At 66.6% G+C, this 25,840-nt stretch carries 27 protein-coding genes; 12 read left to right on the top strand and 15 right to left on the bottom strand.

Annotation, left to right across the window (positions count from 1 at the left end; genetic code table 11):
- Positions 1-243 precede the first annotated feature (243 nt).
- From ruvB to ruvC, 3 genes are all read right to left on the bottom strand, one after another.
- A complete protein-coding gene (gene ruvB, locus DAEP_RS0100855; protein ID WP_027243343.1) occupies positions 244-1,275 on the bottom strand; it encodes a Holliday junction branch migration DNA helicase RuvB in 1,032 nt (343 codons plus the stop codon).
- A gap of 105 nt (positions 1,276-1,380) precedes the next feature.
- Entirely contained in the window at positions 1,381-2,070 is a 690-nt protein-coding gene (gene ruvA / locus DAEP_RS0100850; RefSeq protein ID WP_027243342.1) for a Holliday junction branch migration protein RuvA, read from the bottom strand.
- A 13-nt stretch (positions 2,071-2,083) separates the two neighbouring features.
- Complete coding sequence (gene ruvC / locus DAEP_RS0100845; protein ID WP_008555887.1) at positions 2,084-2,581, bottom strand: crossover junction endodeoxyribonuclease RuvC; 498 nt, start codon at positions 2,579-2,581, stop codon at positions 2,084-2,086.
- A 327-nt stretch (positions 2,582-2,908) separates the two neighbouring features.
- On the opposite strand from ruvC, the gene DAEP_RS0100840 reads away from it, so the two are divergent.
- On the top strand, positions 2,909-3,127 hold the full coding sequence (locus DAEP_RS0100840; protein WP_027243341.1) for a DUF1127 domain-containing protein: 219 nt from the start codon (positions 2,909-2,911) through the stop codon (positions 3,125-3,127).
- Between the two features lie 197 nt (positions 3,128-3,324).
- Here DAEP_RS0100840 and DAEP_RS0100835 read toward each other — a convergent pair whose 3' ends face one another.
- The 3 genes from DAEP_RS0100835 to DAEP_RS0100825 all read right to left on the bottom strand — a co-directional run bounded on the left by DAEP_RS0100835 (position 3,325) and on the right by DAEP_RS0100825 (position 5,996).
- Entirely contained in the window at positions 3,325-3,669 is a 345-nt protein-coding gene (locus tag DAEP_RS0100835; RefSeq protein ID WP_027243340.1) for a hypothetical protein, read from the bottom strand.
- 103 nt (positions 3,670-3,772) lie between these two features.
- The gene (locus DAEP_RS0100830) at positions 3,773-4,645 is read right to left on the bottom strand and encodes a 50S ribosomal protein L11 methyltransferase (RefSeq protein ID WP_008556287.1); all 873 of its coding nucleotides are present in this window, start codon (positions 4,643-4,645) and stop codon (positions 3,773-3,775) included.
- Positions 4,646-4,760: 115 nt separating this feature from the next.
- The gene (locus DAEP_RS0100825) at positions 4,761-5,996 is read right to left on the bottom strand and encodes an MFS transporter (protein ID WP_008557075.1); all 1,236 of its coding nucleotides are present in this window, start codon (positions 5,994-5,996) and stop codon (positions 4,761-4,763) included.
- Between the two features lie 163 nt (positions 5,997-6,159).
- On the opposite strand from DAEP_RS0100825, the gene DAEP_RS0100820 reads away from it, so the two are divergent.
- Positions 6,160-7,221 carry a YeeE/YedE family protein gene (locus tag DAEP_RS0100820; RefSeq protein ID WP_036760386.1) on the top strand — a complete coding sequence of 354 codons (1,062 nt, stop codon included), beginning with the start codon at positions 6,160-6,162 and terminating at the stop codon, positions 7,219-7,221.
- Between the two features lie 140 nt (positions 7,222-7,361).
- Here the strand turns inward: DAEP_RS0100820 and DAEP_RS0100815 are convergent, their stop codons facing one another.
- Entirely contained in the window at positions 7,362-9,557 is a 2,196-nt protein-coding gene (locus DAEP_RS0100815; protein WP_027243338.1) for a primosomal protein N', read from the bottom strand.
- Positions 9,558-9,638: 81 nt separating this feature from the next.
- Here DAEP_RS0100815 and fsa point away from each other — a divergent pair, with 81 nt between their 5' ends.
- The 7 genes from fsa to DAEP_RS0100790 all read left to right on the top strand — a co-directional run bounded on the left by fsa (position 9,639) and on the right by DAEP_RS0100790 (position 14,049).
- The gene (fsa, locus tag DAEP_RS0100810; protein ID WP_008557895.1) at positions 9,639-10,292 is read left to right on the top strand and encodes a fructose-6-phosphate aldolase; all 654 of its coding nucleotides are present in this window, start codon (positions 9,639-9,641) and stop codon (positions 10,290-10,292) included.
- A gap of 197 nt (positions 10,293-10,489) precedes the next feature.
- The gene (locus DAEP_RS0100805; RefSeq protein WP_008554193.1) at positions 10,490-11,197 is read left to right on the top strand and encodes a DUF484 family protein; all 708 of its coding nucleotides are present in this window, start codon (positions 10,490-10,492) and stop codon (positions 11,195-11,197) included.
- A complete protein-coding gene (locus DAEP_RS0100800; protein WP_027243337.1) occupies positions 11,194-12,114 on the top strand; it encodes a tyrosine recombinase XerC in 921 nt (306 codons plus the stop codon). Before DAEP_RS0100805 ends, DAEP_RS0100800 begins: the two co-directional genes overlap by 4 nt.
- Before the next feature lie 50 nt (positions 12,115-12,164).
- On the top strand, positions 12,165-12,392 hold the full coding sequence (locus DAEP_RS24340) for a GDCCVxC domain-containing (seleno)protein (protein ID WP_084204385.1): 228 nt from the start codon (positions 12,165-12,167) through the stop codon (positions 12,390-12,392).
- A 131-nt stretch (positions 12,393-12,523) separates the two neighbouring features.
- Complete coding sequence (locus DAEP_RS23475) at positions 12,524-12,736, top strand: hypothetical protein (protein ID WP_008558085.1); 213 nt, start codon at positions 12,524-12,526, stop codon at positions 12,734-12,736.
- 39 nt (positions 12,737-12,775) lie between these two features.
- Positions 12,776-13,486 carry a CDP-alcohol phosphatidyltransferase family protein gene (locus DAEP_RS0100795; RefSeq protein ID WP_008557084.1) on the top strand — a complete coding sequence of 237 codons (711 nt, stop codon included), beginning with the start codon at positions 12,776-12,778 and terminating at the stop codon, positions 13,484-13,486.
- 194 nt (positions 13,487-13,680) lie between these two features.
- Positions 13,681-14,049 carry a hypothetical protein gene (locus DAEP_RS0100790; RefSeq protein WP_027243336.1) on the top strand — a complete coding sequence of 123 codons (369 nt, stop codon included), beginning with the start codon at positions 13,681-13,683 and terminating at the stop codon, positions 14,047-14,049.
- Positions 14,050-14,175: 126 nt separating this feature from the next.
- Here the strand turns inward: DAEP_RS0100790 and DAEP_RS0100785 are convergent, their stop codons facing one another.
- Positions 14,176-14,628 carry a methylated-DNA--[protein]-cysteine S-methyltransferase gene (locus DAEP_RS0100785; RefSeq protein WP_008556263.1) on the bottom strand — a complete coding sequence of 151 codons (453 nt, stop codon included), beginning with the start codon at positions 14,626-14,628 and terminating at the stop codon, positions 14,176-14,178.
- 182 nt (positions 14,629-14,810) lie between these two features.
- Between DAEP_RS0100785 and DAEP_RS0100780 the strand changes: the two genes are divergently transcribed.
- Entirely contained in the window at positions 14,811-15,200 is a 390-nt protein-coding gene (locus DAEP_RS0100780; RefSeq protein WP_027243335.1) for a hypothetical protein, read from the top strand.
- Between the two features lie 148 nt (positions 15,201-15,348).
- Positions 15,349-15,705, top strand: a complete 357-nt coding sequence (locus DAEP_RS0100775; protein WP_008553969.1) for a hypothetical protein — start codon at positions 15,349-15,351, stop codon at positions 15,703-15,705.
- A gap of 12 nt (positions 15,706-15,717) precedes the next feature.
- Here the strand turns inward: DAEP_RS0100775 and DAEP_RS0100770 are convergent, their stop codons facing one another.
- The 4 genes from DAEP_RS0100770 to ileS form a co-directional block, all read right to left on the bottom strand.
- Positions 15,718-16,740: a transporter substrate-binding domain-containing protein gene (locus tag DAEP_RS0100770; protein WP_027243333.1), complete on the bottom strand. Its 1,023-nt coding sequence runs from the start codon at positions 16,738-16,740 to the stop codon at positions 15,718-15,720.
- 13 nt (positions 16,741-16,753) lie between these two features.
- Positions 16,754-17,833, bottom strand: coding sequence for a transporter substrate-binding domain-containing protein (locus DAEP_RS0100765; RefSeq protein WP_027243332.1), 1,080 nt, complete (start codon positions 17,831-17,833; stop codon positions 16,754-16,756).
- Positions 17,834-17,982: 149 nt separating this feature from the next.
- Positions 17,983-18,798, bottom strand: a complete 816-nt coding sequence (locus DAEP_RS0100760; protein WP_027243331.1) for a hypothetical protein — start codon at positions 18,796-18,798, stop codon at positions 17,983-17,985.
- Between the two features lie 238 nt (positions 18,799-19,036).
- The gene (gene ileS, locus DAEP_RS0100755) at positions 19,037-22,039 is read right to left on the bottom strand and encodes an isoleucine--tRNA ligase (RefSeq protein WP_027243330.1); all 3,003 of its coding nucleotides are present in this window, start codon (positions 22,037-22,039) and stop codon (positions 19,037-19,039) included.
- Positions 22,040-22,368: 329 nt separating this feature from the next.
- Between ileS and DAEP_RS0100750 the strand changes: the two genes are divergently transcribed.
- Complete coding sequence (locus DAEP_RS0100750; RefSeq protein WP_027243329.1) at positions 22,369-22,791, top strand: group III truncated hemoglobin; 423 nt, start codon at positions 22,369-22,371, stop codon at positions 22,789-22,791.
- A gap of 108 nt (positions 22,792-22,899) precedes the next feature.
- Here DAEP_RS0100750 and DAEP_RS0100745 read toward each other — a convergent pair whose 3' ends face one another.
- The 3 genes from DAEP_RS0100745 to DAEP_RS0100735 all read right to left on the bottom strand — a co-directional run bounded on the left by DAEP_RS0100745 (position 22,900) and on the right by DAEP_RS0100735 (position 25,756).
- Complete coding sequence (locus tag DAEP_RS0100745; RefSeq protein ID WP_027243328.1) at positions 22,900-23,892, bottom strand: YcjF family protein; 993 nt, start codon at positions 23,890-23,892, stop codon at positions 22,900-22,902.
- A complete protein-coding gene (locus tag DAEP_RS0100740; RefSeq protein WP_425411755.1) occupies positions 23,889-24,257 on the bottom strand; it encodes a GNAT family N-acetyltransferase in 369 nt (122 codons plus the stop codon). Before DAEP_RS0100740 ends, DAEP_RS0100745 begins: the two co-directional genes overlap by 4 nt.
- An 83-nt stretch (positions 24,258-24,340) precedes the next feature.
- Positions 24,341-25,756, bottom strand: coding sequence for a YcjX family GTP-binding protein (locus tag DAEP_RS0100735; RefSeq protein WP_027243326.1), 1,416 nt, complete (start codon positions 25,754-25,756; stop codon positions 24,341-24,343).
- Positions 25,757-25,840: the final 84 nt, after the last annotated feature.

The raw sequence follows: 25,840 nt of genomic DNA, 5'->3' as shown, positions 1-25,840 counted from the left end.
GCCTTGGGCCGGGCGCCGCTGGCGCGGCGCGGGCCCGGATTGAGCGCAGCCGCGCCGTGCGCAAGCGCGGCGCCACGCCCAACGGGTGCAGGCGCATCTGCGATGCGCCGGCGGCGGGCGGGAGCGCTTCCCGGGAAGAGAAAAGGACCCCTCGCAAATAGGTCAGCCGTCCTGCCGCAATGTTTCGCGCGCGAAACATTTGGACAGAAACACTGCCACAACTTTTGGTAGTGCGCGCTGCTTTTACCCGAACAGGTCGTTCTGGCTGCGCGGCGGAGGCATACCAAGGTGCGTCCAGGCCTTCTGCGCCAGCATCCGCCCGCGCGGCGTGCGCTGGATCAGGCCCTGCTGCAAGAGATAGGGTTCAATCACCTCCTCCAGCGCATCGCGGCTTTCGCTGAGGGCGGCCGAGATCGTCTCGATCCCCACCGGACCGCCGCCGTAGTTTTCGGCGATCAGTTTCAGATAGCGCCGGTCAGCCCCATCAAGCCCAAGCTGGTCCACGCCCAGCCGCGTCAATGCGCCGTCGGCCAGCTCCCGGGTGATGGTTCCATCGCCCTCGACCACCGCAAAGTCCACCACGCGGCGCAGGAGCCGCCCGGCGATCCTGGGGGTGCCGCGCGCGCGCCGCGCGATCTCGCGGGCGCCGGCGTCATCGGCGGGCGCGCCCAGCTTGCGGGCGTTGCGGCTGACGATCTCAAACAGCTCATCGATAGTGTAGAACTGCAGCCGGGTCGGGATGCCGAAGCGGTCGCGCAGCGGTGTCGTGAGCAGGCCCATGCGGGTGGTGGCACCGACCAGCGTAAAGGGCTGCAGCTCGATACGCACGGTGCGCGCCGCCGGCCCTTCGCCGATCACCAGGTCCAGTTCGAAATCCTCCATCGCCGGGTACAGCACCTCCTCCACCGCCGGGTTCAGCCGGTGGATCTCGTCGATGAACAGCACGTCGCGGGATTCGAGGTTGGTGAGGATCGCCGCCAGATCCCCCGCCTTGGCCAGCACCGGGCCGGAGGTCATGCGGAAGTTCACTCCCAGCTCGCGCGCGACGATCTGCGCCAGCGTGGTCTTGCCGAGGCCGGGGGGGCCGTGGAACAGCGTGTGGTCCATCGCCTCGCCGCGGCGGCGGGCGGACTCGATGAAAACGCGCAGGTTGGCGCGGGCCTCGGCCTGGCCGATGAACTCGCCAAGCCCCTGCGGGCGCAGGGCGCGGTCGTTCTCCGCAGCACTGTCTTCAGGCAAAGGCTCGGGGCGCAGGGCGGGGTCGGCGTCAATCATCAGCGTCACTCCGCCTCCAGCTTCATATCCGGTGGACCGCCCGGCCGGCAGGCGGGGACGGGCGCTGCCCTAGCCGCAGTCTCGCATTTCCTTGCACGCATTCTCTTATCCCTTCGGCGCCAGCAGGCGCAGCGCGGCGCGGATCAGTTCCGGTTCGTCCGCGTCCGGCCAGGTGGCCGCGGCTTCCGCCACCGCAGCGGCGGCATCCGAGGGACCATAACCAAGATTTCCCAAAGCCGACAGCGCCCCGGCGGAGGCGGCCGCCGCGCCGCTCGGCTTTTTCGGCGGCGCCTTGCGGGCCGGTCTGGCGGCGGGCGCCGGATCAGCCGCCTCGACCAGCTCCAGCCCGGGTCCGTCCATTGCATCAACAACCGTGCCGCCCATTGCCATCACGCCGGGCGCCTTGTCCTTCAGGTCGAGCACGATCCGCTGCGCGGTCTTGGGGCCGACACCCTTGGCTGCCTTTACCGTGGCCCAGTCGCCCAAAGCAATCGCCCGGCTGACCCCGTCCGGCCCCAGCGCGCCGAGAATGGCCAGCGACACCTTGGCACCTACCCCCTGCACCGAGGTCAGCAGCCGGTGCCATTCCTTCTCCACCAGCGAGGGGAAGCCGTAAAGCTGCATCAGGTCCTCGCGCACCACCAGATCGGTATAGAGCGCGACCGGCTCCCCCGTGCCCGGCAGCGCCGCCATGGTGCGGTCGGAGCAATAGACGATATAGCCGACGCCGCGCACGTCGATCAGCACATGATCCTGCGCCCGGTAGTCGAGGCGGCCCGTCAGTTTTCCAATCATGCCAGCCTGCCGGTCATGCGCGCTTCTCCTTCAGCTGCCGCTGCTGCGTGCCCCTGTAATAGGCGTGGCAAATGGCAATCGCCAGCGCATCCGCGGCATCGGTGTTTTTCGGCAGGCAGCCCGGCAGCTGCAGCTTGACCATATGCATGACCTGTTCCTTCTCGGCGTGCCCCACGCCCACCACTGTCTTCTTGACCCGGTTGGGGGCGTATTCGCCCACCGGCAGGCCCGCCTTGGCCAGCGTCAGCAGCGCCACGCCGCGTGCCTGGCCCAGCTTCAAGGTGCCGGCGCCGTCCTTGTTCACGAAGGTCTGTTCGATCGCTGCCTGGTCCGGGGCAAAAGCCTCGATGATCTCGGTGACCTGATTGTGCAGCGACAAGAGCCGCTCGCCCAGATCATCGCCGTCGGAGGTGCAGACGCCATTGGCGACATGGCTCAGCCGGGTGCCGCGCGATTCGATCACGCCCCATCCGAGGTTCCGCAACCCCGGATCAATTCCCAAAATCCGCATGATGTGCCCGACCCCTGCCCGCTTGTTCGGAATTTATTTTCTTCACCGTTAGCACAAAACGCGAACATGTCCAATTGCTTTCCGGCGGCCCGCAGCCGCAAAGCGGCGCGGCGGAGGTCTGAAACCGACCCCTTGCAGAGGCGGGAGCGACATTTTCCGGCCGATTTCGCCGCCGCGCGGAAAGCCCTTTTTTATAAGGGTTTCAGCTATGCACAAACTGCATATGACACATGCAATTTCGGTTCTTGCCGCGCTGAAAGTTCGCCACTAGATGCCGGCCATCGCACCACAGCGACACTCGCCAACACCAGATCAGAGGACAAGGACATGGCCGCTTTTGACACCACCCGCACCACCTATGGGTCCACCGGCCTGTTCGGCCGCATCGGCGCCCTGATTTCCAGCGCTGCCGGCGCTGTTGCCGCCTGGAATGACGCCCGCGCAACCCGCAACGTGCTGTCTGGCCTGACCGACCGCGAACTGGCCGACATCGGCCTGTGCCGCGGCGACATCGACACTGTCGCGGCTGGCAAATCCGTTTTCTGACCCCCTTCTTCAGCCCTGCCGCCTCCCTCGGGGCGTATTGGCGGGGCGAATAGGGAAACGCCGCGGACCCGCACCGGTCCGCGGCGTTTTTTGTTGTCTGGACGGCCCCGCGCCCGGGCACGCTGTCCGGGCATGAAAAAAGGCCGCCGGCTCCCCCTGCCGGCGGCCTTTCTGCGGCCCCGCAGCTGACCCGGCGGTCAGCGCAGCACGGGCCCGATCTTCTGGGCGAAAAAGACGGAGAACGGGTCGGCCTGCATGATGAAGGCCCCGGCGCGCTCCACAGCGCTGCCGCCGGCAAGCGTCCGCACCCGCTCATCATAGATGCCAAAGCCCAGCGCAGCCATCAGGAAGCCCTTGAACAGCAGAAACGCCGCAGCGACCAAAACCAGCGTGCGGGCGGAAATCCGGGATTGCACACTGCGCGGCTTGATCACCAGCAGCCCGTCCGGCCGCAGCTTTGCCGAGTAGCCCCCGGACATGGCTTCATGTTTGCGGTTGATCTGCTTCAAACGCGCCTGGAACTGATCACGATGTTCGCCCATTACGAGCCTCCGAACTGGCCCCCACCAGCGGATGGCTTATTCTTGGCTCGAAATGAGGCGAAAATGCGGCAAACCCTTAAAATTCACCGCAAACTTAACTCAATCACCCCGCTTTGCGCAGAAGTAGCGTTGTCCATTCACCAATTTCGTCCCGGCGTTCGAGATCGACGCCGTTCTGCGCATAAACGGCGACCACGTCATCGGCCTGCTCGTTCAGAATACCGGAGAGAATCGCATAGCCGCCGGGGCGCAGATTCGCCGCCAGATCGGGGGCCAGGGCCACCAGCGGCCCCTTCAGAATATTGGCGAAGATGAGATCGTAAGGCGCCTGCGCCTGCAAGTCCGGATGATCGAAGCCGGCCGCTTCGAGGCAGATGACCTGGCCTTCCATGCCGTTGGCCTTCAGGTTGGCCTCGGCAACGTCCACCGCCACCTCGTCGATGTCGCTGGCCAGAATGGTGCCGTCCCAGACCCGCGCGGCGGCCATCGCCAGAACCGCAGTGCCGCAGCCGATATCCGCCACTTTTTCGCCCTGAAAGCCCTGGTCCAGCAAATGATCCAGCGCCTTGAGGCAGCCAAGGGTGGTGCCGTGGTGGCCGGTGCCGAACGCCATGGCGGCCTCGATCAGCAGCGGAATGCGGCCTGCGGGCAGCTTGTCCGCGTCGTGGCTGCCGTAGACGAAGAAGCGGCCTGCCTCGACCGGCGCCAGCTCGCGGCGGACGTGGGCGACCCAGTCGGTTTCCGGCACTTCGGAGACGACAAAAGGTTTGGCCTCATGCATCGCTGCCAGCAGGGCAAGGCCCGCCTCATCCGGTGCTTCGGTGAAATAACCGCCGACCTCCCACAGGCCGGAGCCGTCTTCCACCTCAAAGACGCCGATACCGGTGGGCTCGGGGTTCAGCCGCTCCATCGCGTCGCCCAGCGCTTCGGCCTGGGACTTTCCGCGGAGCGTGGTGAGGGCGGTGAAGGTGGTCATGGCGTCTCTCCTGAAACTGTTGGCAAGCGCCTAGGCTGCCGCGCGCCCCGCGTCAAGCGCCCCCGCCTGGCTGCAAGCCCGGCAGCGCCGCGGCGGACGCCACAGGGCTGTCCGGTCATTCGGCGGGCGCGGGGCGGGCGTATTTGCTGAAAATGGTCTCGTTGCCCGGCTCCGGGTGGCGCGGGATCAGCAGCGACAGGGACAGCGACACCAGCGCCATGCCCGCTGCCAGCGTAAACACCATGCCCGGCGAATAGACCCACAGCAGCCCCAGCAGCACCGGCAGGAACACCGCGGCAATGTGGTTGATGGTAAAGGCGACGGCAGCGGTGGGGGCAATGTCGCCCGGATCGGCGATCTTCTGGAAATAGGTCTTGAGCGCCAGCGCCAGCGCAAACAGCACATGGTCCACCACATACAGAACCGCGGCAACCACCACGCCCCAGCCGAACCAGTAGATGCCGCCGTATGCGGCAAAGACGGCGGCCAGGCCCGCGTATTCGAAAATCAGCGTGCGCCGCTCGCCGAACATGGCCACCGCCTTGCCCAGCATCGGCGCGGCGGTCATGTTGATCACCAGGTTGATCAGGTACAGGCCGGTCAGCTCATGCACATCGAACCCGAATTTCTCCACCATCATGAAGCCGGCAAACACCACAAAGATCTGCCGCCGCGCGCCGGCCATGAACTGCAGCGCGTAGTAGAGCCAGTAGCGTTTGCGCAGGATCAGCTTCTTGGTCTGCGGATGCGGCGCGTCGAACTGCGGATAGGCAAAAAGCGCAAAAAGCGCGATCAGCGCCGTTGCCCCGCCCGCCGCCAGGAACACGGTGTTATAGGCCAGATCGAACCGGTCCCAGGTCAGCACGATCAGCCCATAGACCACCAGCGTTGCCGCCGAGCCTGCCGCCACCAGCCAGCCCAGCGTCTGCGGCGCTTTCTCCTTGGGCAGCCATTGCAGCTGCAGCGACTGGTTCACCGTCTCGTAATAATGAAAGCCGATCGAACTCAGCAGCGTCACCATCAACAGGCCGCCGAGTGACGGGAACCAGGCGGTAACCGCTGTCGCCACCCCCAGAAGCACCAATGAGATCATCCCCAGCACCTGCTCGCGGACGAACAGGATGACGGCGATCACCCCCACCGCCAGAAAGCCCGGGATCTCCCGCACCGTGTGCAACAGGCCGATGTCGGCGCCGTCGAACTGCGCCGCCTCGATCACGAAGTTGTTGAGCAGCGCGCTCCAGGCGTTGAAGGCAATCGGCATCGCCAGCGCCATCAGGAACAGAAGCGTCACGGGGCGGCGCCAGAACGGGAGGCCTTGCGCCTCATGCAGGGGCATCGGTTTGAACATGCACCGGATGTACGCCTCTGCGCCCGGTTTGGCGAGAGGCAACAAGCGGCCGCACATCCACCTTTGCGCCAGCGCGCAGAAGCATACCGCCCCTTCCCTGATCTGCATCAAAGCGCCCGCCTGCGGGACCACATATGCAAACATGTGAATTTGGAGGTGTGTGATGGATCTGGTTCCCCTGGTTGAACGTATCGGCGAGGCGCCGGCAGCGGCCCTGCTGGGCCTTTTGACCGGCGTTGTCTTTGGCGTCGCCGCGCAGCGGTCGCGGTTCTGCCTGCGGGCCGCCACGGTAGAGTTCGCGGGCGGCCGGCTGGGGGACAAGGTGGCGGTCTGGCTGCTGACCTTTTCCACTGCGGTGGTCTGGGTTCAGGCAGCGCAGCTGCTGGGGCTGATGGAAAGCGCCGATGCCCGGATGATGGCGGTGCCGGGAAGCTGGTCCGGCGCCATCCTCGGCGGGCTGATGTTCGGCTGCGGCATGGTGCTGGCGCGCGGCTGCTCGGGGCGGCTTCTGGTGCTGGCGGCCACCGGCAACCTGCGCTCGGTGGTGTCGGGGCTGATCTTTGCGGTGGTGGCGCAGATGAGCCTGTCCGGCCTGCTGTCGCCCGCGCGGGACTGGCTGGCCCGGCAGTGGATCACCGGGGGCGGGCGCAATCTGGACCTGCTGGCGGCACTGGGGATCCCGCAAGCGGGCGGGGTGATCCTGGGGCTGGCCACGGCAGCGCTGGCCCTGGTGCTGGCCCGCCGCAACCGCATCGGCGCGGCGCGGCTGGTCTTTGCCTCCGGCGTCGGGTTCGCCGTCGCGCTAGGCTGGGTGCTGACCTATGCGCTGAGCCAGGTGGCCTTTGACCCGGTGCAGATCGAAAGCGCGACCTTCACCGGCCCCTCCGCCCACACGCTGATGTTCTTCCTGGACCGGGGCGCGGTGCTGGAATTCGACATCGGCCTGGTGCCCGGCGTGTTCATCGGCGCGATGCTGGCTGCGGCTTTTGCCGGGGAGATGAAGCTGCAGGCCTTCGATGACGCCGCCACCATGCGCAAGGCGATGACCGGCGCCGCGCTGATGGGCTTCGGCGGCATGCTGGCCGGCGGCTGCGCCATCGGCGCGGGCGTCACCGGCGGCTCGATCTTTGCAGGCACCGCCTGGGCGGCGCTGTTTTTCATGTGGATCGGCGCGATGGCCACCAGCATCCTGACCGGCGCTGCAGCTGAAACCGCAACGGCCTGAGCCGGTGTTTCAGGCGAGGCTCTGCCTCGCGCTCCGGGATATTTTCAGCCAGATGAATGAAGGATCCAAACTTCATCTGGCTGAAAATATCCCGGGGGAGGCCCGCAGGGGCCGGGGCAGAGCCCCCTTCTGCCGCAGGCCTAAAAGAAACTCTGCGGGTCGATGTCGACGCTCAGCCGCAAGTCGCCCTTCAGCCGCAGCGGCGCGATCCAGCGGGCGATGGCGTCCTGCAGCGGCACGCCTTTGGCCGCCTTGACCAGCAGCCGCACCCGGTGGCGGCCGCGCACCCGGGCAATGGGGGCCGGGGCCGGGCCGAACAGCTGGGCGCCGATCTGGCGCAGGGGACCATCGTTGCGCGCCATCGCATTGCCGAGGTCAAACACCGCCGCCAGATCCGGACCCGACAGGATGATCCCCGCCATCCGCCCGTAGGGCGGCACGCCGGCGGCCTGCCGTTCGGCGGCTTCCGCCTTCCAGAAGTTTTCCTCATCCCCCGACAGGATCGCGCGGATGACCGGGTGTTCGGGCTGGAAGGTCTGCATCAAGGCCTCGCCCGGGCGTTCGGCGCGCCCTGCCCGGCCCGCCACCTGGCGCATCAGCTGGAAGGTCCGCTCTGCCGCGCGCAGGTCGGAGCCCTGCAGGCCCAGGTCGGCATCAATCACCCCCACCAGCGTCAGAAGCGGGAAGTTGTGGCCCTTGGCGACCAGCTGGGTGCCGAGGATGATGTCGGCCTCGCCTGCGGCAATTTCCTCGATCCTCTGTTTCAGCGCGCGGGCGGAGCCGAAGAGGTCGGAGCTGAGCACCGCGATGCGAGCCTCCGGGAACAGGGCGGTGGCTTCCTCCGCCAGACGCTCGATGCCGGGGCCGACCGGGGCCATCTTGCCCTCCACCTCACAGGAGGGGCAGGCCTCCGGCACCGGTTTGGTTTCGCCGCACTGGTGGCACATCAGCCGCTTCATGAAGCGGTGCTCGACCATCCGGGCATCGCAGTGGTCGCAGGCCACCTGCGCGCCGCAAGCGCGGCAGATGGTGACCGGGGCAAAGCCGCGGCGGTTCAGGAACAGGAGCGACTGCTCGCCGCGTTCCATTCTGAGCTTCATCGCCTGCTTGAGGGTCGGCGAAATCCAGGTGGAGGGCAGCAGATCCTCTGACCGCATATCCACCGCACGCATGTCGGGCAGCACTGAAGCGCCGAAGCGGGAGGTGAGGTTCAGCCGCTTGTACTTGCCCGCCTCGGCATTGGCCCAGGTCTCCAGCGAGGGCGTGGCGGACGCCAGCACCACCTGCGCCGAACACATCGCCGCGCGCAGCACCGCCATGTCGCGGGCGTTGTACAGAACCCCGTCTTCCTGCTTGTAGGAGGTGTCGTGCTCCTCATCGACGATGATCAGGCCCAGGTCGCGGAACGGCAGGAACAGCGCTGAGCGCGCGCCGATCACCAGTTGGGCGGCGCCCTGCCCGACCATCTTCCAGACCCGGCGGCGTTCGGTCAGGGTGGCGCCGGAGTGCCACTCAGCCGGTTTGGCACCGAACCGCGCCTCCACACGGGTCAGGAATTCGGCGGTGAGCGCGATTTCCGGCAGCAGCACCAGCGCCTGCCGCCCGGCGCGCAGGGCGGCGGCGACGGCCTCCAGATAAACCTCGGTCTTGCCGGAGCCGGTGACGCCCTTGAGCAGTGTGGTGCCGTAGCGCCCGCTGTGCACGGCATCTGCAAGCGCAGCCGACGCGTTGGCCTGATCCTCGGTCAATTGCTTGGAGGGCAGTTCCGGGTCCAGATGCGGATAAGGGGTGTCACGGGGCGCTTCCTCCTCGCGCAGGGCGCCCTGTTTCACCAGCCCCTTCACCACCGAAGGCGTCACATCAGCCATATCCGCCAGTTCCCTGGGCGTGAAGGCGAGACCGCCGAATTCCTCCAGCACTTCCAGAACGCGGGTGCGGGCCTCGGTCATCCGGTCCGGCACGCCGTCGCCGCGGCGCAGGATCTTGCGCATCGAGGGCGGATCGGAAAGCCCCGGCGCGCGGGTCGCCAGCCGCAGCATCGCGGGCATCGGCGTCAGGGTGTAATCGGCGGCCTTTCCAAGGAACTGTCGCATCTCGGTCCGCATCGGCGCGACATCCAGAACCCGGATCACCGAGCGCAGCTTGGCCGAATCGAAATCCCCCGCACCCGGCCCCCAGACCACACCCAGCACCTTGCGCGGCCCCAGCGGCACCTCGACATAGGCGCCAAGGAAACAGCCGCCCTCCGGCGCGCGGTAATCCAGCAACCGGTCAAGGGGTTGCGTGGTCAGAACCCCGACCCTTTCGCCTGCCTGAAAGAACTCCTGCCCGCTCATGCTGCTGCCCATGTTGCCGCCCGTAATCCCATGAGGTAAAGGCTGGGGCGACCGAGGCCAACCCATCCAAAGGACTGCCCCATGAAATTCTTCGTAGATACCGCCGAGATCGACGCGATTGCAGAGCTGAACGATCTGGGCATGGTGGACGGTGTCACCACCAACCCGTCGCTGATCAAGAAATCCGGCCGCGACATCATCGAGGTCACCAAGGAGATCTGCGCCCTGGTCGACGGTCCGGTGTCGGCGGAAGTGACCGCAACCGATGCGGAAACCATGATCGCCGAAGGCCGCAAGCTGGTGGAGATCGCCGAGAACATCGCCGTCAAGGTGCCGCTGACCTGGGACGGCCTCAAGGCCTGCAAAACCCTGACCGATGACGGCCACATGGTGAACGTGACCCTGTGCTTCTCCGCCAACCAGGCGCTGCTGGCAGCCAAGGCGGGCGCGACCTTCATCTCCCCCTTCGTCGGGCGTCTGGATGACATCAACCTGGACGGCATGGAGCTGATCGAGGACATCCGCATCATCTATGACAACTACGGCTTTGACACGCAGATCCTGGCGGCCTCGATCCGCTCTGTGAACCATGTGCTGGATTCGGCCCGCATCGGCGCCGATGTGATTACCGCACCGCCGGCCGTGATCAAGGCGATGGTGAACCACCCGCTGACCGACAAGGGCCTGGATGCCTTCCTGGCCGACATCAAGGCGGCTGAGATCAAGATCCTCTGATCTTCCTGCAAGTCAGGACGCGAACACAGGCGCCCCGCTGCGGGCGCCTTTTTCTTTTTCGGGCGTGAATTGCTTCGGCCGGGCACTGCTGCAGGGCAATTTCTGCCGGTCCGGAATTTTTCCGCAGCATTGCGCAAATCCCGTGTTATACACATCACCAAACCCGTCAGAGGTCCGGAGCCGCAAGAGTTTCACGCATGAGCAGTACAAACCCTTCAGTCAGCCTGGAAGACCAGCTGCGCGAGGCGATCCTCGCCAAACCCGATGCGGTGCTGGAGGATCAGCACCTGATGAACGCCCTTGTCGCCGCAAATGAGCGCGCGATGGGTTCCAACGTCGTTGACCTGCGCGGCATCGCTATGGAGCGGATGGCGGCGCGGCTCGACCGGCTGGAGGACACCCACCGCTCGGTCATCGCCGCGGCTTACGACAACCTGGCTGGCACCAACCTCATCCACCGGGCCGTGCTGCGGCTGCTGGAGCCGCGCGATTTCACTGCCTTCCTCGCCTGCCTGGAACAGGACATGCCGGAGATCCTGCGTGTCGATGCCCTGGCGCTGGTGCTGGAAACCGCGCAGCCCGGCGGCGCGGCGGTGGAGCGCAAGTCCGGCGCCCTGAAACTGGCGGGCCCCGGCTTCACCGAAAGCTATGCCGGGCAGCCCGGCAGCCAGCGCATCGTGACCCTGCGCCAGACCCAGGGCGGCAGCCCGCGGGTCTATGGGCAGAAGGCCGAATGGATCCGCTCCGAGGCCTGCCTGATGCTGGATCTGGGCGAAGGCCGCCTGCCCGGGATGCTGGTGCTGGGGTCGGAAGACCCGCATCAGTTCTCGCCGATGCAAGGCGCTGATCTGCTGGGCTTTTTCAGCGGCGTTTTCGAACGTTCGATGCGCTGCTGGCTGTCGTGACGCTGATTTCCCCGGCCTGCCGCGATGCGCTGCAGCTCTGGCTGGAGCGGCTGGGCGGGCTGGAGGATGCCTCGGCCAACACGCTGGCGGCCTACCGCGGGGATGTGACCGCCTTCCTGGCCTTCATGACGCAGCACTTTGGCGGCCCGCAGGGTCTGGGCGCGCTGGCGCGGATCACCACCGCCGACATGCGGGCGTGGATGGCGTCGGAGCGCAACTCCGGCACCGGCGCGAGATCGCTGGCGCGCAAGCTGTCGGCGGTCAAGACCTTCTACCGCTGGCTGGCCAAGCGCGAGGGGTTTGAGCCCGCCGCAGTGCTGCTGGCGCGCGCGCCCAAGTTTCAGAAGAAGCTGCCGCGCCCGCTGGCGCCGGAAGCCGCCAAGGCGGTGCTGGAGGCGGTGGAGCTGCAATCGGAAACGGACTGGGTGGCTGCCCGCGACGTGGCGGTGGTCACGCTGCTCTATGGCTGCGGCCTGCGGATTTCGGAGGCTCTGGGGCTGAAGGGCGCAGACGCGCCGCTGCCGCAGGTGCTGCGCATTCTCGGCAAGGGCCGCAAGGAGCGCGTGGTGCCGGTGCTGCCCGCCGCCCGCGCAGCGGTCGACCGCTATCTGGAGCTGTGCCCGCACCCGCAGGAACGCGCGGCGCCCTTGTTCCGCGGCGTGCGCGGCGGCGCGCTGAACCCGCGCCAGATCCAGGGGGTGATGGCCAAGACCCGCGCCCAGCTGGGGCTGCCCGCCACCGCGACCCCGCATGCGCTGCGCCACAGCTTCGCCACCCACCTGCTGGAGGCAGGCGGCGACCTGCGCGCCATTCAAGAGCTCCTGGGCCATGCGTCGCTGTCGACCACCCAGGCCTATACGGCGGTGGACACCACCCATCTGATGGATGTCTACATGCGCGCCCACCCCAAGGCGTGACTTGACCCGGCGCGGTTTCCGCCCTCTGCTGGAGGCAGGGAGGCCTGCCCATGCCCGGCTCACAGCCTGAAGATCCCGTCCTGACCAGCACGCTCACCTGCCCGTCCTGCGGCCATCAGGCCACGGTAAGGATGCCGCAGGACGCCTGCCAATGGTTCCACGAATGCCCGGGCTGCCGCATCCTGCTGCGGCCCCGTCCCGGCGACTGCTGTGTGTTCTGTTCTTACGGCACCGTGCCCTGCCCGCCGGTGCAAACAGGACGCGGCTGCTGCGGCTGAGCCCGCCTGTGCCGGATCGGCTGGCCTGCGCCGGATTAGCTAAAATGCGTGCTATTTTTGCAGGACGCGGCAAGCGGCTGTTAAGGCCGCTGCGGCTTTATGGCGGAAACCGATCCAGAAAGGATTCCGCTATGACCATTCCCGGTTCTGCCGCCCTTTATGCCGATGGCGCCCCTGCTGCCCCTGCCCCGCCGCCCGGCGGCCAGCCGTGGGAACGGATGGGGGATATGCCCTCAAGGGCGCCGTTTACCTCCCCTCATATCACCGTCCCCGCCCCCTTGGGCCGCCGCATGGCCCGCATCCAGTTTGCCGCAGGCACGGAATTCCGCCCAAACCTGCACTGAACGGTTGCGGGACCGGGGCAAATTCGCCATCAGGGACCCATGACACCACAGATCCGCGCCCTCTCCGTTCACCTGCTCACCGCAACCGGCGCCGTCTTCGCCATGCTGTCGATGCTGGCGGCGGCGGAGGGCAAGTGGAGCCTGATGTTCGTCTGGCTCGTGGTCGCCTTCGCGGTGGACGGGATCGACGGCCCGCTGGCGCGGCATTACCACGTCAAGCGCTATTCGCCTGAGTTTGACGGGGTGCTGCTGGACCTGATCATCGACTATCTGACCTACGTGTTCATCCCCGCCTTTGCGCTGTTCCAATCGGGGCTGATGGCAGGCTGGACCGGCTGGTTCGCGATCATCGTGATCACCTTCGGCAGCGCGATGTATTTCGCCGACACACGAATGAAGACCAAGGACAATTCCTTCTCCGGGTTTCCCGGCTGCTGGAATATGCTGGTGCTGGTGATCTTTGCGCTGGAGCCCAGCCATTGGACCAGCCTGGTGCTGGTGACGCTGCTGTCCATTGCCATGTTCCTGCCGCTGAAATTCATCCATCCGGTGCGCACGGCCCGCTGGCGCAAGGTCTCGCTGCCGATGGCGCTGGCCTGGACGTTCTTTGCCGGCTGGGCCGCCTGGGTCGATTTCCACCCGGCCAGCTGGGCCCATTGGGGGCTGGTGGTCACCTCGGTCTACCTGCTGTTTGTCGGCATCGCCCAGCAGATCATTCCCGAACGCCGCCGCGCGCCTTCGCATCCCTGATCCTGCGGCAGGCTGCAGGCGCTGCCCTTGGCCGGCAGCGCTTTTTCCTATGCACCCTAGGGCTTTGGCAAACCGGCGAAAGTTTGAATGGGTTTTGCCTTAGAAAGCGGCCGCGCCGGTAAGCCGAATTTAACGGGCAACTGCGGACACTGACCGGGACTTTGCCCTCGCGGCAGCGATTACAGGAGACCGCCATGCATTCCGTATCCGCCCCTGCCCTCGCCCCAAGCGGGCTGAGCAACGCCTTGAACGCTGTGACCGGCAGCAAACAGCCGGGGCCGCCCGACCATGCCAAGGCCTGGGGCTGGCGCGCCAAGCAGGCAGACGCTGCCGAGGCCGCACAGCCGCCGGCAGGCGGCACCTCCGGCACGGCAGAGACCGGCGGCGCAGCCCCGGCAGACAGCCCCGACAGCGCCGCAGAAGCCGCCGCAGCACCCGCCCCTGAGGCTCCGTCCGAAGCTGATATGGAATCGGTGATCCTGGCGCTGATCAGCGATTTTACCGAAACCTCCGGAACCAGCACTGCACCGCTTTATGACCAGGTGAAGGCCCTGTTTGCCTGACCCCATGCCGTGCCGCCCCGCGGCGCGGTTTGCTCCCGCGGCGGCGCTGCGCCCTGAGGGGGCGGACAACCGGTTCCCGTTCAGCGCAAATGAAGCCCCGCGGGACACAGCGGCCGGCCTGCAGGGTCAGATCAGCAGGCCTGCGGCGCCTTCGTGTTTCAGCAGGGCAACCTTGGTTTCCACCCCGCCCTGCCCGGAAAAACCGCCCAGCCCCGTGGCGCTGAGCACGCGGTGGCAGGGGATGATCACAGGGATCGGATTGCCGCCGCAGGCATTGCCCACCGGCTGCGGAGGGGCGCCGAGATCCCTGGCAATTTCCCCGTAGGTGCGGGTTTCGCCGAAAGGGATCGCCCGCATCGCCTCGCAAACTGCCTTTTGGAACTGAGAGCCGTCCACATGCAGCGGGAGATCGAATTCTGTCAGCTCCCCGGCGAAATAGGCGCGCAGCTGCGCTACTGCCCGGTCCAGCAAGGCCGACCGCCCCGTTGCCGCCGCAGACCAGGCCAGCCGCACAAGGGCACCGTCCCGTTCTGTCACGCTGAGCGCGCCGACAGGTGTTTCAAGGCTGGCTGAAATCATCCTGCCTCCCCGGCGCTGCCACAGGCGCCATCATCCCCCGGAATATCCCTGCTGGCAAGGCGGCCTGTGCCCGGTTGCCGCAAGCGCGGTTAAGGCCGCGTTAACCAATGCTAACAGTTCCTCACCCAATTACATCAAATTATCATAAAGTGAGTCTCAAGAACGAAGCGAAGGGTAATCAAATGCTGTCTGCAGTTTCCGGCACCGCCAGTCTCTATCACGGCCTGAAGCAGATGCAGGCTGCGCGCAGCAAACAGCCCGTGATCGCGGAGGCAGGCGGCCAGCCGGTGGATGCGCCGCTGATCGACGGCACCACCCGGGGCATCGGCCGCAGCCTGCAGCGGCAGCAGGCGCTGAGCGCCGCCCGCCCGGAAGCGCTGACCCCGCAGTATATCGGCCCGGCCCGTGCCGCCGCGCGCACCGATACGCTGAACCTGAAGCAGGTGAACGACATCGGCATGGCGGCGTTTTACCAGGACCTGATGAATGGCTGCCAGGCCGGCCCCAAACCGGTCAGTGCGCTTCAGGCGGAAGCCAGCTATGTCAAGGCCCGGCTTATCACCGGCTCTTAAGGCCGGTATTCAGGCCGATTTTGCAGGCCCGTTTGCGGACCGCCCGCCCGGCCGCTCCGCCCTGCGGAACCGCGTTAACCTGCTGTTAAGCGCTTTGCATTAACCTTCGCTTAAGACCGGTTCACAGCCAACGCGAAGGACCCGCTCTATGTTTTTGCCAGTTTCAGGAAGGGTAGATCCTGTCAAACCGAACCGCGGCCATCTGACCGCCCGTCCGGTTGTGCGCTCAGATGACCCGGACCGCAGCGAATCCGCAAACACCAGCCCGCGGGAGCAGGAACCGCACGGCCATCCGCAGGACCCGCCCGGCCGCGATGACCGCCGCAGCCGCCCGGCCGCCGCCGCCCGGCAGGGCACCGGACCGGCGTCCGGCCTGCCGCAGGAAAACCCGGTCCTGGCGGAGCACCTTCTGCTGCAGCGCGCCGAACACCAGGATCCGGGCAGCGAGGCCGAATGCGCCGCGGCCTGCAACGGCTACAAGGCGGCCAAAACCCTGTCCGCCTGACGCCGCCGCCCTTTATTGGAGCTGCGCCCAGAACAGCTCCAGGTGGCGCGACATGATCTCTTCGAACCGGCCGCTGCCGCGCAGCTTCTGCAGGCCCGCATTGATCCGGTAAAGATGGGTGGTGCCGCGCCAGTGGCGCTTGGAAATCACGACGTGCAGACCTTCTTCCGACAGCGGCTTTTCCAGGGGCACGACGGTGTCGCGCAGCCCTTCCCCGACGATGGTGCTGGCGCCCAGGAACAGGTTGACCGCAGCCGCATCCACCTTGCCCTCTGCCACCATGCGGAAGCAATCGGCGGGGGTCTTCGGCTGCACCAGAGTGATTTTGCCGCCGTCCAGCCAGCGGCGCCCGGGACGGTTCAAGTCATGGGTGAAATAGCCGGCCGGACGGCACAGGGTCTTGCCTTCGACGTCGGCGTCCTCGCGGTAGTCAAAGCCGCTGTCGGCGCGGGCAAACAGCATGATCGGCAAGGTCATCACCGGGTCCGAGAAATGGAAGCTGGCGCAGCGCTCATTGTCCGGCTCAGCCGCACAGTCGGGCTTGAGCCAGGGGAAGCCCATATCGAATTCCTTCTGGTCCAGCATCGGGAACAGATGCTTGGACCAGTCATCCTCCCAGCTGACCGAATAGCTGACCGGCGCGGGCGCCAGCTCCAGCGCGGCGTTGACCAGTTCGGTCACCATCCCCTGCCCCGGCAGGCCGCGGCCGGTGAACGGCGCATAGCCGCCGCCGGTCAGCAGCGTCAGCTCTGCCTTTTCCTGGCGCAGCGGTGTGGCATCAGGCGCGGTGGCGCCGGTGATGCAGGGGATGAACAGCTTGCGGCCCGGCAGCACGGTCGCGCCCGCCAGCAGTTTCTGGTTGCGGTAATAGACCAGCGTCCAGCGCTCGCGGTCGCCATAGTGGGTCTCGGCTATGGAGAACAGCGTGTCGCCGGGCTGCGCCACATAATCGACATCGCAGATCGCCCAGGCGGCGGCCGGCGCCAAGCTGAACACTGCGGCCAGCTGAAGAAGGCGGGAGAACAGCCTTTTCATGATGCCCTCCTCCTCAGAAACCGGCCCAGATCCGGGCCATGTGGTCCTCGACGATCGCCTGATAGCTGCCGTCCTCCTGGATGCTGCGCAGGCCGGTGTTGACCATCGACAGCATCTGATCCGCGCGCGGATGGGTCTTGTGAACCACCACATAGATGCCCAGCACCGACAAGGGCTGCGGCAGAATGGTGAAGCGGCCCTCCAGCCCGTGCTCCTTCATCACGCTGCGGCCGGTGAATTCGTTGATTGCCACCGCATCGGCCTCGCCCGCGGCCACCATGTCGAAACAGTCCTTCACCTTGTGCGGCTGCTTCAGGGTGATCTTCTTCTCTGCAATCCAGTTGCGGCCGCGCTCATCCAGATCAAAGGTCAGATAGCCCGCGGGACGGCACAGGGTTTTGCCTTCGATGTCGCTGTCCTGCTCAAAGGCGAAGGGCCGGCTGCTGTCGGCAAACAGCAGCATCAGGGTTTCGAACATCGGTTCCGAGAAGTGGAAGTTCTGGCAGCGGTAGCTGTCCGGCATGGTTTCGCAGTCGGGCTTGTACCAGGGGAAGCCCAGGTCCAGGAGCGCGTTGGACAGCAGCGGGTCGAAATGCGAGGACCAGTCGTTCACCCAGTGGATCGCGTAACCTTCGGCCGGCGCCGCCTTGGCCATGGCGGCGTTCACCACCTCGGTGATCAGCCCGCCATTGTGCGAAGCCTTGGAGGTGAAGGGGGCATAGTCGTCGCCGGTCAGCAGGTTGATTTTCTTGCGCACCGCGGCATTGCCCGGCGCCACCTTGACCGGCACCGCAGCGGCGGGAACGGCGGCGGCGATTTCCTTGCCGCCCGGCAGCCCCAGCGGCAGCCCTTCAAGGCAGGCCAGCGACAGTTTCATGCCGGCCCGGATCGCGTTCGGCTTGGGGCCGATCTGGTCGATGTTGCGGTTGTGGATGGCGCTCCACTTGCCCGCGTCCTTGTACATCTTGTCGGCAATCACCGACAGGCTGTCGCCGGACTGCACGGTGTACACCCCGCCGCAGGTCTCTGCGGTTGCGGAATTGGCGGCAAGCGCAAACAGCCCCATGGCTGCGGCAGCGAAAAAGCTCTTCATGGTCCCCCCGGAAGTCTTGTGCACCGCGGCCGTTTTCGGCCTGCGGCGCGGGTCTGTGTTGTTTTTGTTATGAAAGCCGCCGGTCTAACAGCACCAAAGCCTGTGCGGGCATCCCGGGGGCAGCTCCGGCGCAGCCGCCGGAGCGAAGGTCATTTGCCGACGAACAGCGCCAGCAGCGTGGCGGTGTCGACCCGCCCGCTGGCGTCAATCAGGCTGGCGGGCACGGTGATTTCCCGGCGCGCATAGGCGCCGTTCACCAACTGGTCGATGTAGGCCTCCGACTGTCCCTGGGCGGCGGCGGTCATCACCATTTTGAACAGCGCGGTGCCTTTGGCCGGTGCCGCGGGGGCGGCGGCCGGCGCCGCAGGGCCGGGCTCTGCCTGCTTGCTGCGCAGCGCGGCCAGCGTGCCGGCAGTGATGCGGGCAACCAATGCGTCCTCGCCGCTGCCCGCGCCCTCGGCCAGGCCTGCAGCCGAAGCCGCCCCGGCGGGAAGAACCGCCGCCGGCGCCAAACCGGCCTGATCAGTGTCCGCAGGCGTGGTGCCGCCGCCGAACTGGAAATACAGCAGCATGGCAGAGGCCACCGCCAGCCCGGCAGCGGCCAGGCTCAGTTGCGGCAGGGCGCTTCCGGTTTCAGAAACTGCAAGGGGCCGCTGTGCCGCGCGGGCGGTCCGGGCGGCAAAGGCCGCCTTGATGGCTTTTGCCGCCTTCAAAGCTTTTCGGGTTCGGGCAGGCGCCTGCCGGGTAGCGGGCGCAGGCATCTGCGCCGCCGCCGCAGCGTTTGCGGCTGCGGGTTCGGGCGTCTTGACCGGGCCTGTGAGGCTGCTGGCCATCGGGCCCGCGCCGCCAGCCACCAGCCCGATTTTCATGTTCTTCGGCGCAGAGATCCCGTCAATCCGGACTGCCATCTTGCGCGGCGCGCCAAGCTCGTCCGCCGGTTGCGCGTCCGCTTTCAGCTTCAGCATAGAAAACTGCCCCCCCTGCCCCATGCCATGTTCTTGAATGAATGGCTGAAAATCTTCATGGAATTAACGAATTCTTAACCAGTTGTGGAAAACCGGTCAACATCTAGAGGAATCCAAAACAGCGGGACACAAGGCAGCACCCGGAAAAAGTGCGGGGAGTTGCGTAATAACATCGCAAAAACGACAGCGCCCGGCCATCGGGCCGGGCGCTGCACTCAATTAGGGGGTGAGCCGTGGGTCAGCTCAGCGCGCTGTCGCAGCGGCCGCAGACGCCCGCGTGGCTGTGGCGGCCCACATCCGGCAGGATCTTCCAGCAGCGCTGGCACTTATCGCCATCGGCCTTCTCAAACACCACCGAGACGCCATCCACCTCCGGCATCCGGAAAGCTTCGGCCGGGGCCGGGTCATTTGTCAGCATGATATCCGACGTGATGCAGATATCGGCAAAGTTGACCGATTTCAGCGCCGCCAGCGCCTCCTTGTCGCGCACATGCACCACCGGCGCGGCCTCCAGCGAGGCGCCGATCACCTTGTCGGTGCGCTGCACCTCCAGCGCCGCTGTCACCACCCGGCGGGCCTGGCGGATCTTGGCCCATTTTTCGGCCAGCGCCGGGTTCAGCCAGCCGGCCGGGGTTTCCGGGATGTCCTGCAGGTGAACAGAGCTGCCTTCGCCCGGATATTTCTCCAGCCAGACCTCTTCCATGGTGAAGACGAGGATCGGCGCCAGCCAGGTGGTCAGGCGGTGGAACAGGATATCCAGAACGGTGCGCGCGGCGCGGGCGTTCAGCGTGTCGCCGTCGCAGTAGAGCGCATCCTTGCGGATGTCGAAGTAGAAGGCTGACAGATCCACGGTGGCAAAGTTGAAGACCGACGAGAACACACCCTGGAAGTCAAACGACTGGTAGCCGCTGCGCACCTTCTGGTCGAGTTCCGCCAGCCGGTGCAGCACCCAGCGTTCCAGCTCCGGCATATCCTCCGGCGCCACCCGCTGCTCTTCGCGGAAGTCGCCCAGCGACCCCAGCATGAACCGCATGGTATTGCGCAGGCGGCGGTAGCTGTCGGCGGTGCCCTTCAGGATCTCCGGCCCGATCCGCTGGTCGGCGGTATAGTCGGTCTGGGCCACCCACAGGCGCAGGATGTCGGCGCCGTATTGCTTGACCACTTCATCGGGCACGATGGTGTTGCCGAGCGACTTGGACATCTTCATGCCCTTCTCGTCCAGCGTGAAGCCGTGGGTCACCACGTTGCGGTAAGGCGCGCGGCCCTTGGTGCCGCAGGCTTGCAGCAGCGAGGAGTGGAACCAGCCGCGGTGCTGGTCGGTGCCTTCCATGTAGACGTCGGCGATGCCGTCCTCGGTGCCGTCCTCGCGGTCGCGCAGCACAAAGGCATGGGTCGAGCCGGAGTCGAACCACACGTCCAGCACGTCGAAAACCTGGTCGTAATCGTCCGGATCCACGCTGTTGCCGAGCACCCGCGCCTTGAAGCCGTCCTCGTACCAGACGTCGGCGCCGTGCTCCTCGAACTCCGCGACGATGCGTTTGTTCACATCTTCATTGCGCAGCAGGAAATCCGCATCGGTCGGCAGCGCGCCTTTCCTGGTAAAGCAGGTGAGCGGCACGCCCCAGGCGCGCTGGCGGCTCAGCACCCAGTCGGGGCGGCTTTCGATCATCGAGAACAGGCGGTTGCGCCCCGTTTGCGGCCACCACTTCACCAGTTCGTCGATCGAGCGCAGGGCGCGTTCGCGGATGCTGTCACCCATCTCGCCCATGCCGTCATCCAGCTTGCGGTCGACAGAGGCGAACCACTGCGGCGTGTTGCGGTAGATGATCGGCGCCTTGGAGCGCCAGGAATGCGGGTAGCTGTGCTTGATCTTGCCGCGCGCCAGCAGGCCGCCGGCCTCAACCAGCTTGTCGATGACGGCCTTGTTGGCATCGCCCTCGCCGCCCTTGCGGTTGAGGATGTAGGTGCCGCCAAAGAACGGCAGATCGGCGCGGAAGGAGCCGTCGTCCATCACGTTGTAGGTGATCACCTGCTCCAGCATGCCGAGATCGCGGTAAAGCTCGAATTCCTCCATCCCGTGCGAGGGCGCACAGTGGACGAAGCCGGTGCCTTCGGTGTCGGTCACGAAGCTGGCGGCGCGGAAATCGCGGATGGCGTCCCATTCGCCGTTCGAGCCTTCGGCGCCGGCGAGGGGATGCTTCAGCGACAGGCTGGAGAGTTCCTCAGCCGAGACGCCGCGCAGGCGCTTGTACTGGCCTTCGCCCAGCCGGGCGCGTTTGAATACATCCGCGGCCAGGTTGTCAGCCAGCAGGAACCGGTCGCCGGCAGCGGCCCAGCATTCTTCCGGCGCGCCGGTCACCTCATAGAGGCCATAGGCAATGTCAGCGCCGTACACCACCGCCTTGTTCGACGGGATGGTCCAGGGCGTGGTGGTCCAGATCACCACATGGGCGCCTTCCAGATCCTGCGCCACGATCGCCGAGTCGGCGCCGGCATAATCGGCATCCTCGCCATCAGCAGCCACGAAACCGCCGGCCTCGGCCACCTTGAACTTCACCCAGATGGTGAAGCTTTCCTTGTCGTGATACTCCACCTCGGCCTCGGCCAGGGCGGTTTTCTCGACCGGCGACCACATCACCGGCTTGGAGCCTTGATAGAGCGTGCCGTTCATCAGGAACTTCATGAACTCGTCTGCGATGACCGCCTCGGCGTGGTAGTTCATGGTCAGATAGGGATCGTCCCAGTTGCCGGTGATGCCCAGCCGCTTGAACTCCTCGCGCTGGATTTCGACCCAGCTGTCGGCAAAGGCGCGGCATTCCTGGCGGAATTCGACCACCGGCACCGCGTCCTTGTTCTTGCCCTTTTTGCGGTACTGCTCCTCGATCTTCCATTCGATCGGCAGGCCGTGGCAGTCCCAGCCCGGCACATAGCGCGCGTCAAAGCCCATCATCTGGTGCGAGCGCACGATCATGTCCTTGATGGTCTTGTTCAGCGCGTGGCCGATGTGCAGGTGGCCGTTGGCGTAGGGCGGGCCGTCATGCAGGGTGAAGGGCTTGCGCTCTGCATCCGTGCCCTTGGCCGCGGCGGCCTTCTCGCGGAGTTTTTCGTAGACGCCGATCTCAGCCCAGCGGTCCAGCCAGGCAGGCTCGCGCTTGGGCAGGCCGGCGCGCATCGGGAAATCGGTTTTTGGCAGATTGAGAGTGTCTTTGTAGTCAGGCGTCTGGGGCGTGTCGGCGCACATCGGGGGCGTCCTTTGGATGATCAAGGTCGGAAATTGGGATATTCGGTTCGGCGCGATGGCTCAAGCGCCTTTGCCCGGCGGCTCAATGGTTTCAGAGCGCCGGGGATATAATTCGAATAATGATGGCCGCGAATAGGGACATGCGGGCCTTATAGGCCGGTCCGGCAGTCTGGTAAAGCGGCAGATGCGCCGCATGCTGGTGAGGGCGGAGCCCGGCCCTGGACGGCGCCGGCTTTGCGGCAACGCCGCGCTGCGGCAGTTGCGCCTGCCCCCTTCCGCTGGCCCCGCCTTGGCCTTATCTAGCGGGCGAGAGCAGGCCGGAGCACCCGATGACCGATACAGACACCGCAAACCCGCTGGCGCGGTTCGAAATCACTGCAGAGGATATTTCCCGCGTGGTCGCCGTGTTCTATGCCCGCGTGCGCGGCCATGACGTGCTGGGGCCGGTGTTTGCCGCGCATGTCTCCGACTGGCCGGAGCATGAGGAGAAGATCGCAGGCTTCTGGCGCAATGCGATCCTGCGGGAACGCAGCTACAGCGGCAATCCGATGCGGGTGCACGTCAGCCGCCCCGATGTGAAGGCGGAGCATTTCCCGCTGTGGCTGGGCCTGTTCCACGAGGTGCTGCGGGCCGAGCTGCCAGCACAGACGGCGCTGCAATGGGGCGCCTTGGCCGACCGTATCGGCGAGGGCTTCCGCACCGGGATCGTGGCAATGCGCCAGCCCAAGGACCAGCCGCCGAAACTGTTCTGACCCCGGCCCCGCGGCAGCGCTCCCGCGCCTGCCGGCGGTCTGGCTGCGCCAGACCGCATCAGCAGCCTTGGGCGCGGCTCATGCTGCGCATGAGCCTGGGCGCGCGCATTACTTGTCTCTGGAAAACAGGCCGGTCAGCGCCCGCTGCACCACTTTGCGGGTGCTGGGCTTGCGCCGGTCCGAAAACGGCATCGGGCGGCAGACCTCCATGGCGGCGATGCCGACCCGTGCCGACAGCGCGCCGTTCACCAGCCCCTCGCCGAAGCGGCGCGACAGTTTGGACAGGACTGAGCCGCCCAGCACCGGCTCCAATAGGTCATCGCCCGCCGCCACCGCGCCGGTCGCGGCCAGATGCGCCAGCACCGCGCGGGTCAGCCGCCAGGAGCTGAAAACACCGGGCCGGCCGCCATAGATCCCGGCGACCCGGCGGATCATCCGCAGCGAGGAGACCAGCGCCGTCAGAATATCCGCCAGCGCCATGGGCACGATCGCCGTCACCGTGGCGACCTGCCGGGCGGCGGCCTCCACTTCCCGCAGGGCAAGGGCGTCGAGCGGCACCAGCAGCTCCTCCTCCGCCAGCAGCAACAGGGCGTCGCCATCCATGATGTCCGCCTTGCGCTCTGCCAGCCGGGCCTGGTGCCAGCTGAGATCCTCGCGGTCCTTGTAAAAGCCCTCCAGCAGGCTGGTAAAGGCGCGGGCCGCGGTCAGGTCAGAGACCTCTGCCGCTTGGTGCCGCAAGGTATCGACCCGGCGCAGCCGCGACAGCGCCGCCAGCTCGCGCAGGCCCATCGCCAGCGCCAGCAGCACCAGAACCGCCAGACCGGCGCTGACCGCCCAGCCCAGCACGGGCACCCGGGCGATCAGTCCGGTCGCGAAATCCCAAGCTGCCACCGAGGCCATGGCCCCGACCACCGCAACCAGCACCGCCCAGAACCAGCGTGCCAGGCGCGACGGCCTGCGGGCGGCAATCCGGGCCGCCTGTTCCATTGCCGGCGGCGGCGGAAGCCCCGGCGCCGCCAGCTCGGGCACCGGCGGGGCATCCGCAACCGGCGGCGCCCCGGCCTCTTCCTCCAGATCGAACAGAACCGGCTTCTTGCTCATGCTGCCGCCTCCCGGATGGCGCGCCACTCATAGGCGATGTCGGGCAGGCCTTCCTCGTTGTCCGCCCCGCCGCCGCGGCCGGTCTCGGAAAAGCCCTCGCGCCGGTAAAACTTCTGCGCACGCGTGTTGGCGGCGAACGTGCGCAGGATCAGCCGCGGCGCGGCCGCCTTGGCCGCATCCAAGAGCGCCTTGCCCGCGCCCTGCCCGCAGGCGCCTGGCGCGAGGTAGAGCGCGCAGACCTCTGCCCCGTCGCGGGCCAGAAAGCCCAGCACGCCGCCCTGGCGCTCCGCCACGGTGACCCAGCCGCGGTCGATCATCGTGCCGCAGAAGGAGATCGCCTCTGCCCAAGTATAAAGCTTGGGCATCCACTCCGTATCCTTCTGGAAACGGTACAGAATATCGCCGGCGGCACCGGCATCCAGAGGAACGGCAGGTCGCAGGCAGAGCGTCACAGGGCATCTCCGATCAGGAATTCGGCGGCGCGGTCGAGGCGGATATGCGGCGGGCCGCTGCCATGTTTGAGGGTCAGCGGTGCGGGCGCAAAGGCCATCGCCTGATAATCCCCCTCCAGCCAGCGCGCGGCGCCCTGACGGGCGGGGGTGAGCAGCTGGGCCGGGTCTTCGGGCAGCGCACCGGGATAAAACGCCGCCTGCTTGCCGGTCTCCAGCAAGGTGCCGCGGACGCAAGGAAGCTCAGTGCCGTTGAGGGGGCGCATCTCCTCGGTGGTGGTGCGCAGAGAGGCCATGGACAGCGCCGCGGTGTGCGCCCCGGCAAAGCGGGCGCGGTCCTGCGCCTCGCGGGTCAGGGCCTCGATGATGGCGGTCATGCGGCCATGCTGGGCGTGGTGCAGATGGTCGGCCTTGGTGGCGGCGAACAGGATCTTCTCCACCCGCTTGCCGCCCAAGAGCCGGGTCAGGAAACGGTTGCGGCCCGGTTTGAAGGCGCTGAGGATATCCGCCATCGCGTGGCGCAGATCCTCCACCGCCTGCGGGCCGGAGTGGATCGCCGAGAGCGCATCGACCAGCACCACCTGACGGTCGATGCGGGCAAAATGGTCGCGGAAGAAGGGTTTGACGACCTTGGACTTATAGGCCTCATACCGCCGGTCCATCTCCCGCCACAGGCTGCCGCGCGGGGCGCCTGCTTCCGGCGGCAGCGGTGCGAAGGTCAGCACCGGCGAGCCCTCCAGGTCGCCCGGCAGCAGGAAGCGGCCCGGGGTGCAATCGTAAAAGCCGGCAGCGCGGGCCGCGTGCAGGTAGCCTGTAAACGCGGCGGCAAGGGCCTGCGCCTGCGGCTCGTCATGCGCCCCGGCGGGGGCCGTTTTGGTTTTCTCCGCCAGGAAGTGTTCCGCCTGCGGGCGTGCGGCGATGCGCGAGAGGACATCCGAGGACCATTCGGCATAGCTCTTGTCCAGCAGCGCCAGGTCCAGCAGCCATTCACCCGGGTAGTCGACGATATCCAGATGCAGTGTGCGCAGCCCCTGCAGGCCGGACAGAAGGCCGGCGGGCCGCACCTTCAGGCTGAGACGCAGCTCCGACACCGCGCGGGTGCTGTCCGGCCAATGGGGTGACGGCCCGGTCAGCGCTGCGAGGTGGGACTCAAAATCGAAGCGCGGAACGGTGTCGTCGGGCTGGGGCTGAAGAAAGGCGGCCTCGATCCGCCCCTCGCGCGCGGCGTTCAGCTGCAGCATCCGGCCCCGGTCCATCAGATTGGCAACCAGCGAGGTGATGAACACCGTCTTGCCGGAGCGCGCCAGCCCGGTGACCCCCAGCCGCAATGGCCGGTCAAACAACGCCGAGGAGAGACCGCTGGTGACGCTCTCCACCCCGCTCATCACCCCGTCTGCAAGGGAGGTTATCACCAAGGCCCTGATCCTGCTCTGTTCTTGCTGCTGCCAAGATAGGCGGCATGGCATGAGGATACCAGCCGCTGCCGCTGAAAGGGCTTG

Source organism: Leisingera daeponensis DSM 23529 (genome assembly GCF_000473145.1).
GTDB lineage: Bacteria > Pseudomonadota > Alphaproteobacteria > Rhodobacterales > Rhodobacteraceae > Leisingera > Leisingera daeponensis.
The sequence above is the reverse complement of the archived record's forward strand: the minus strand, read 5'-3'. Positions and strand labels throughout refer to the sequence as shown.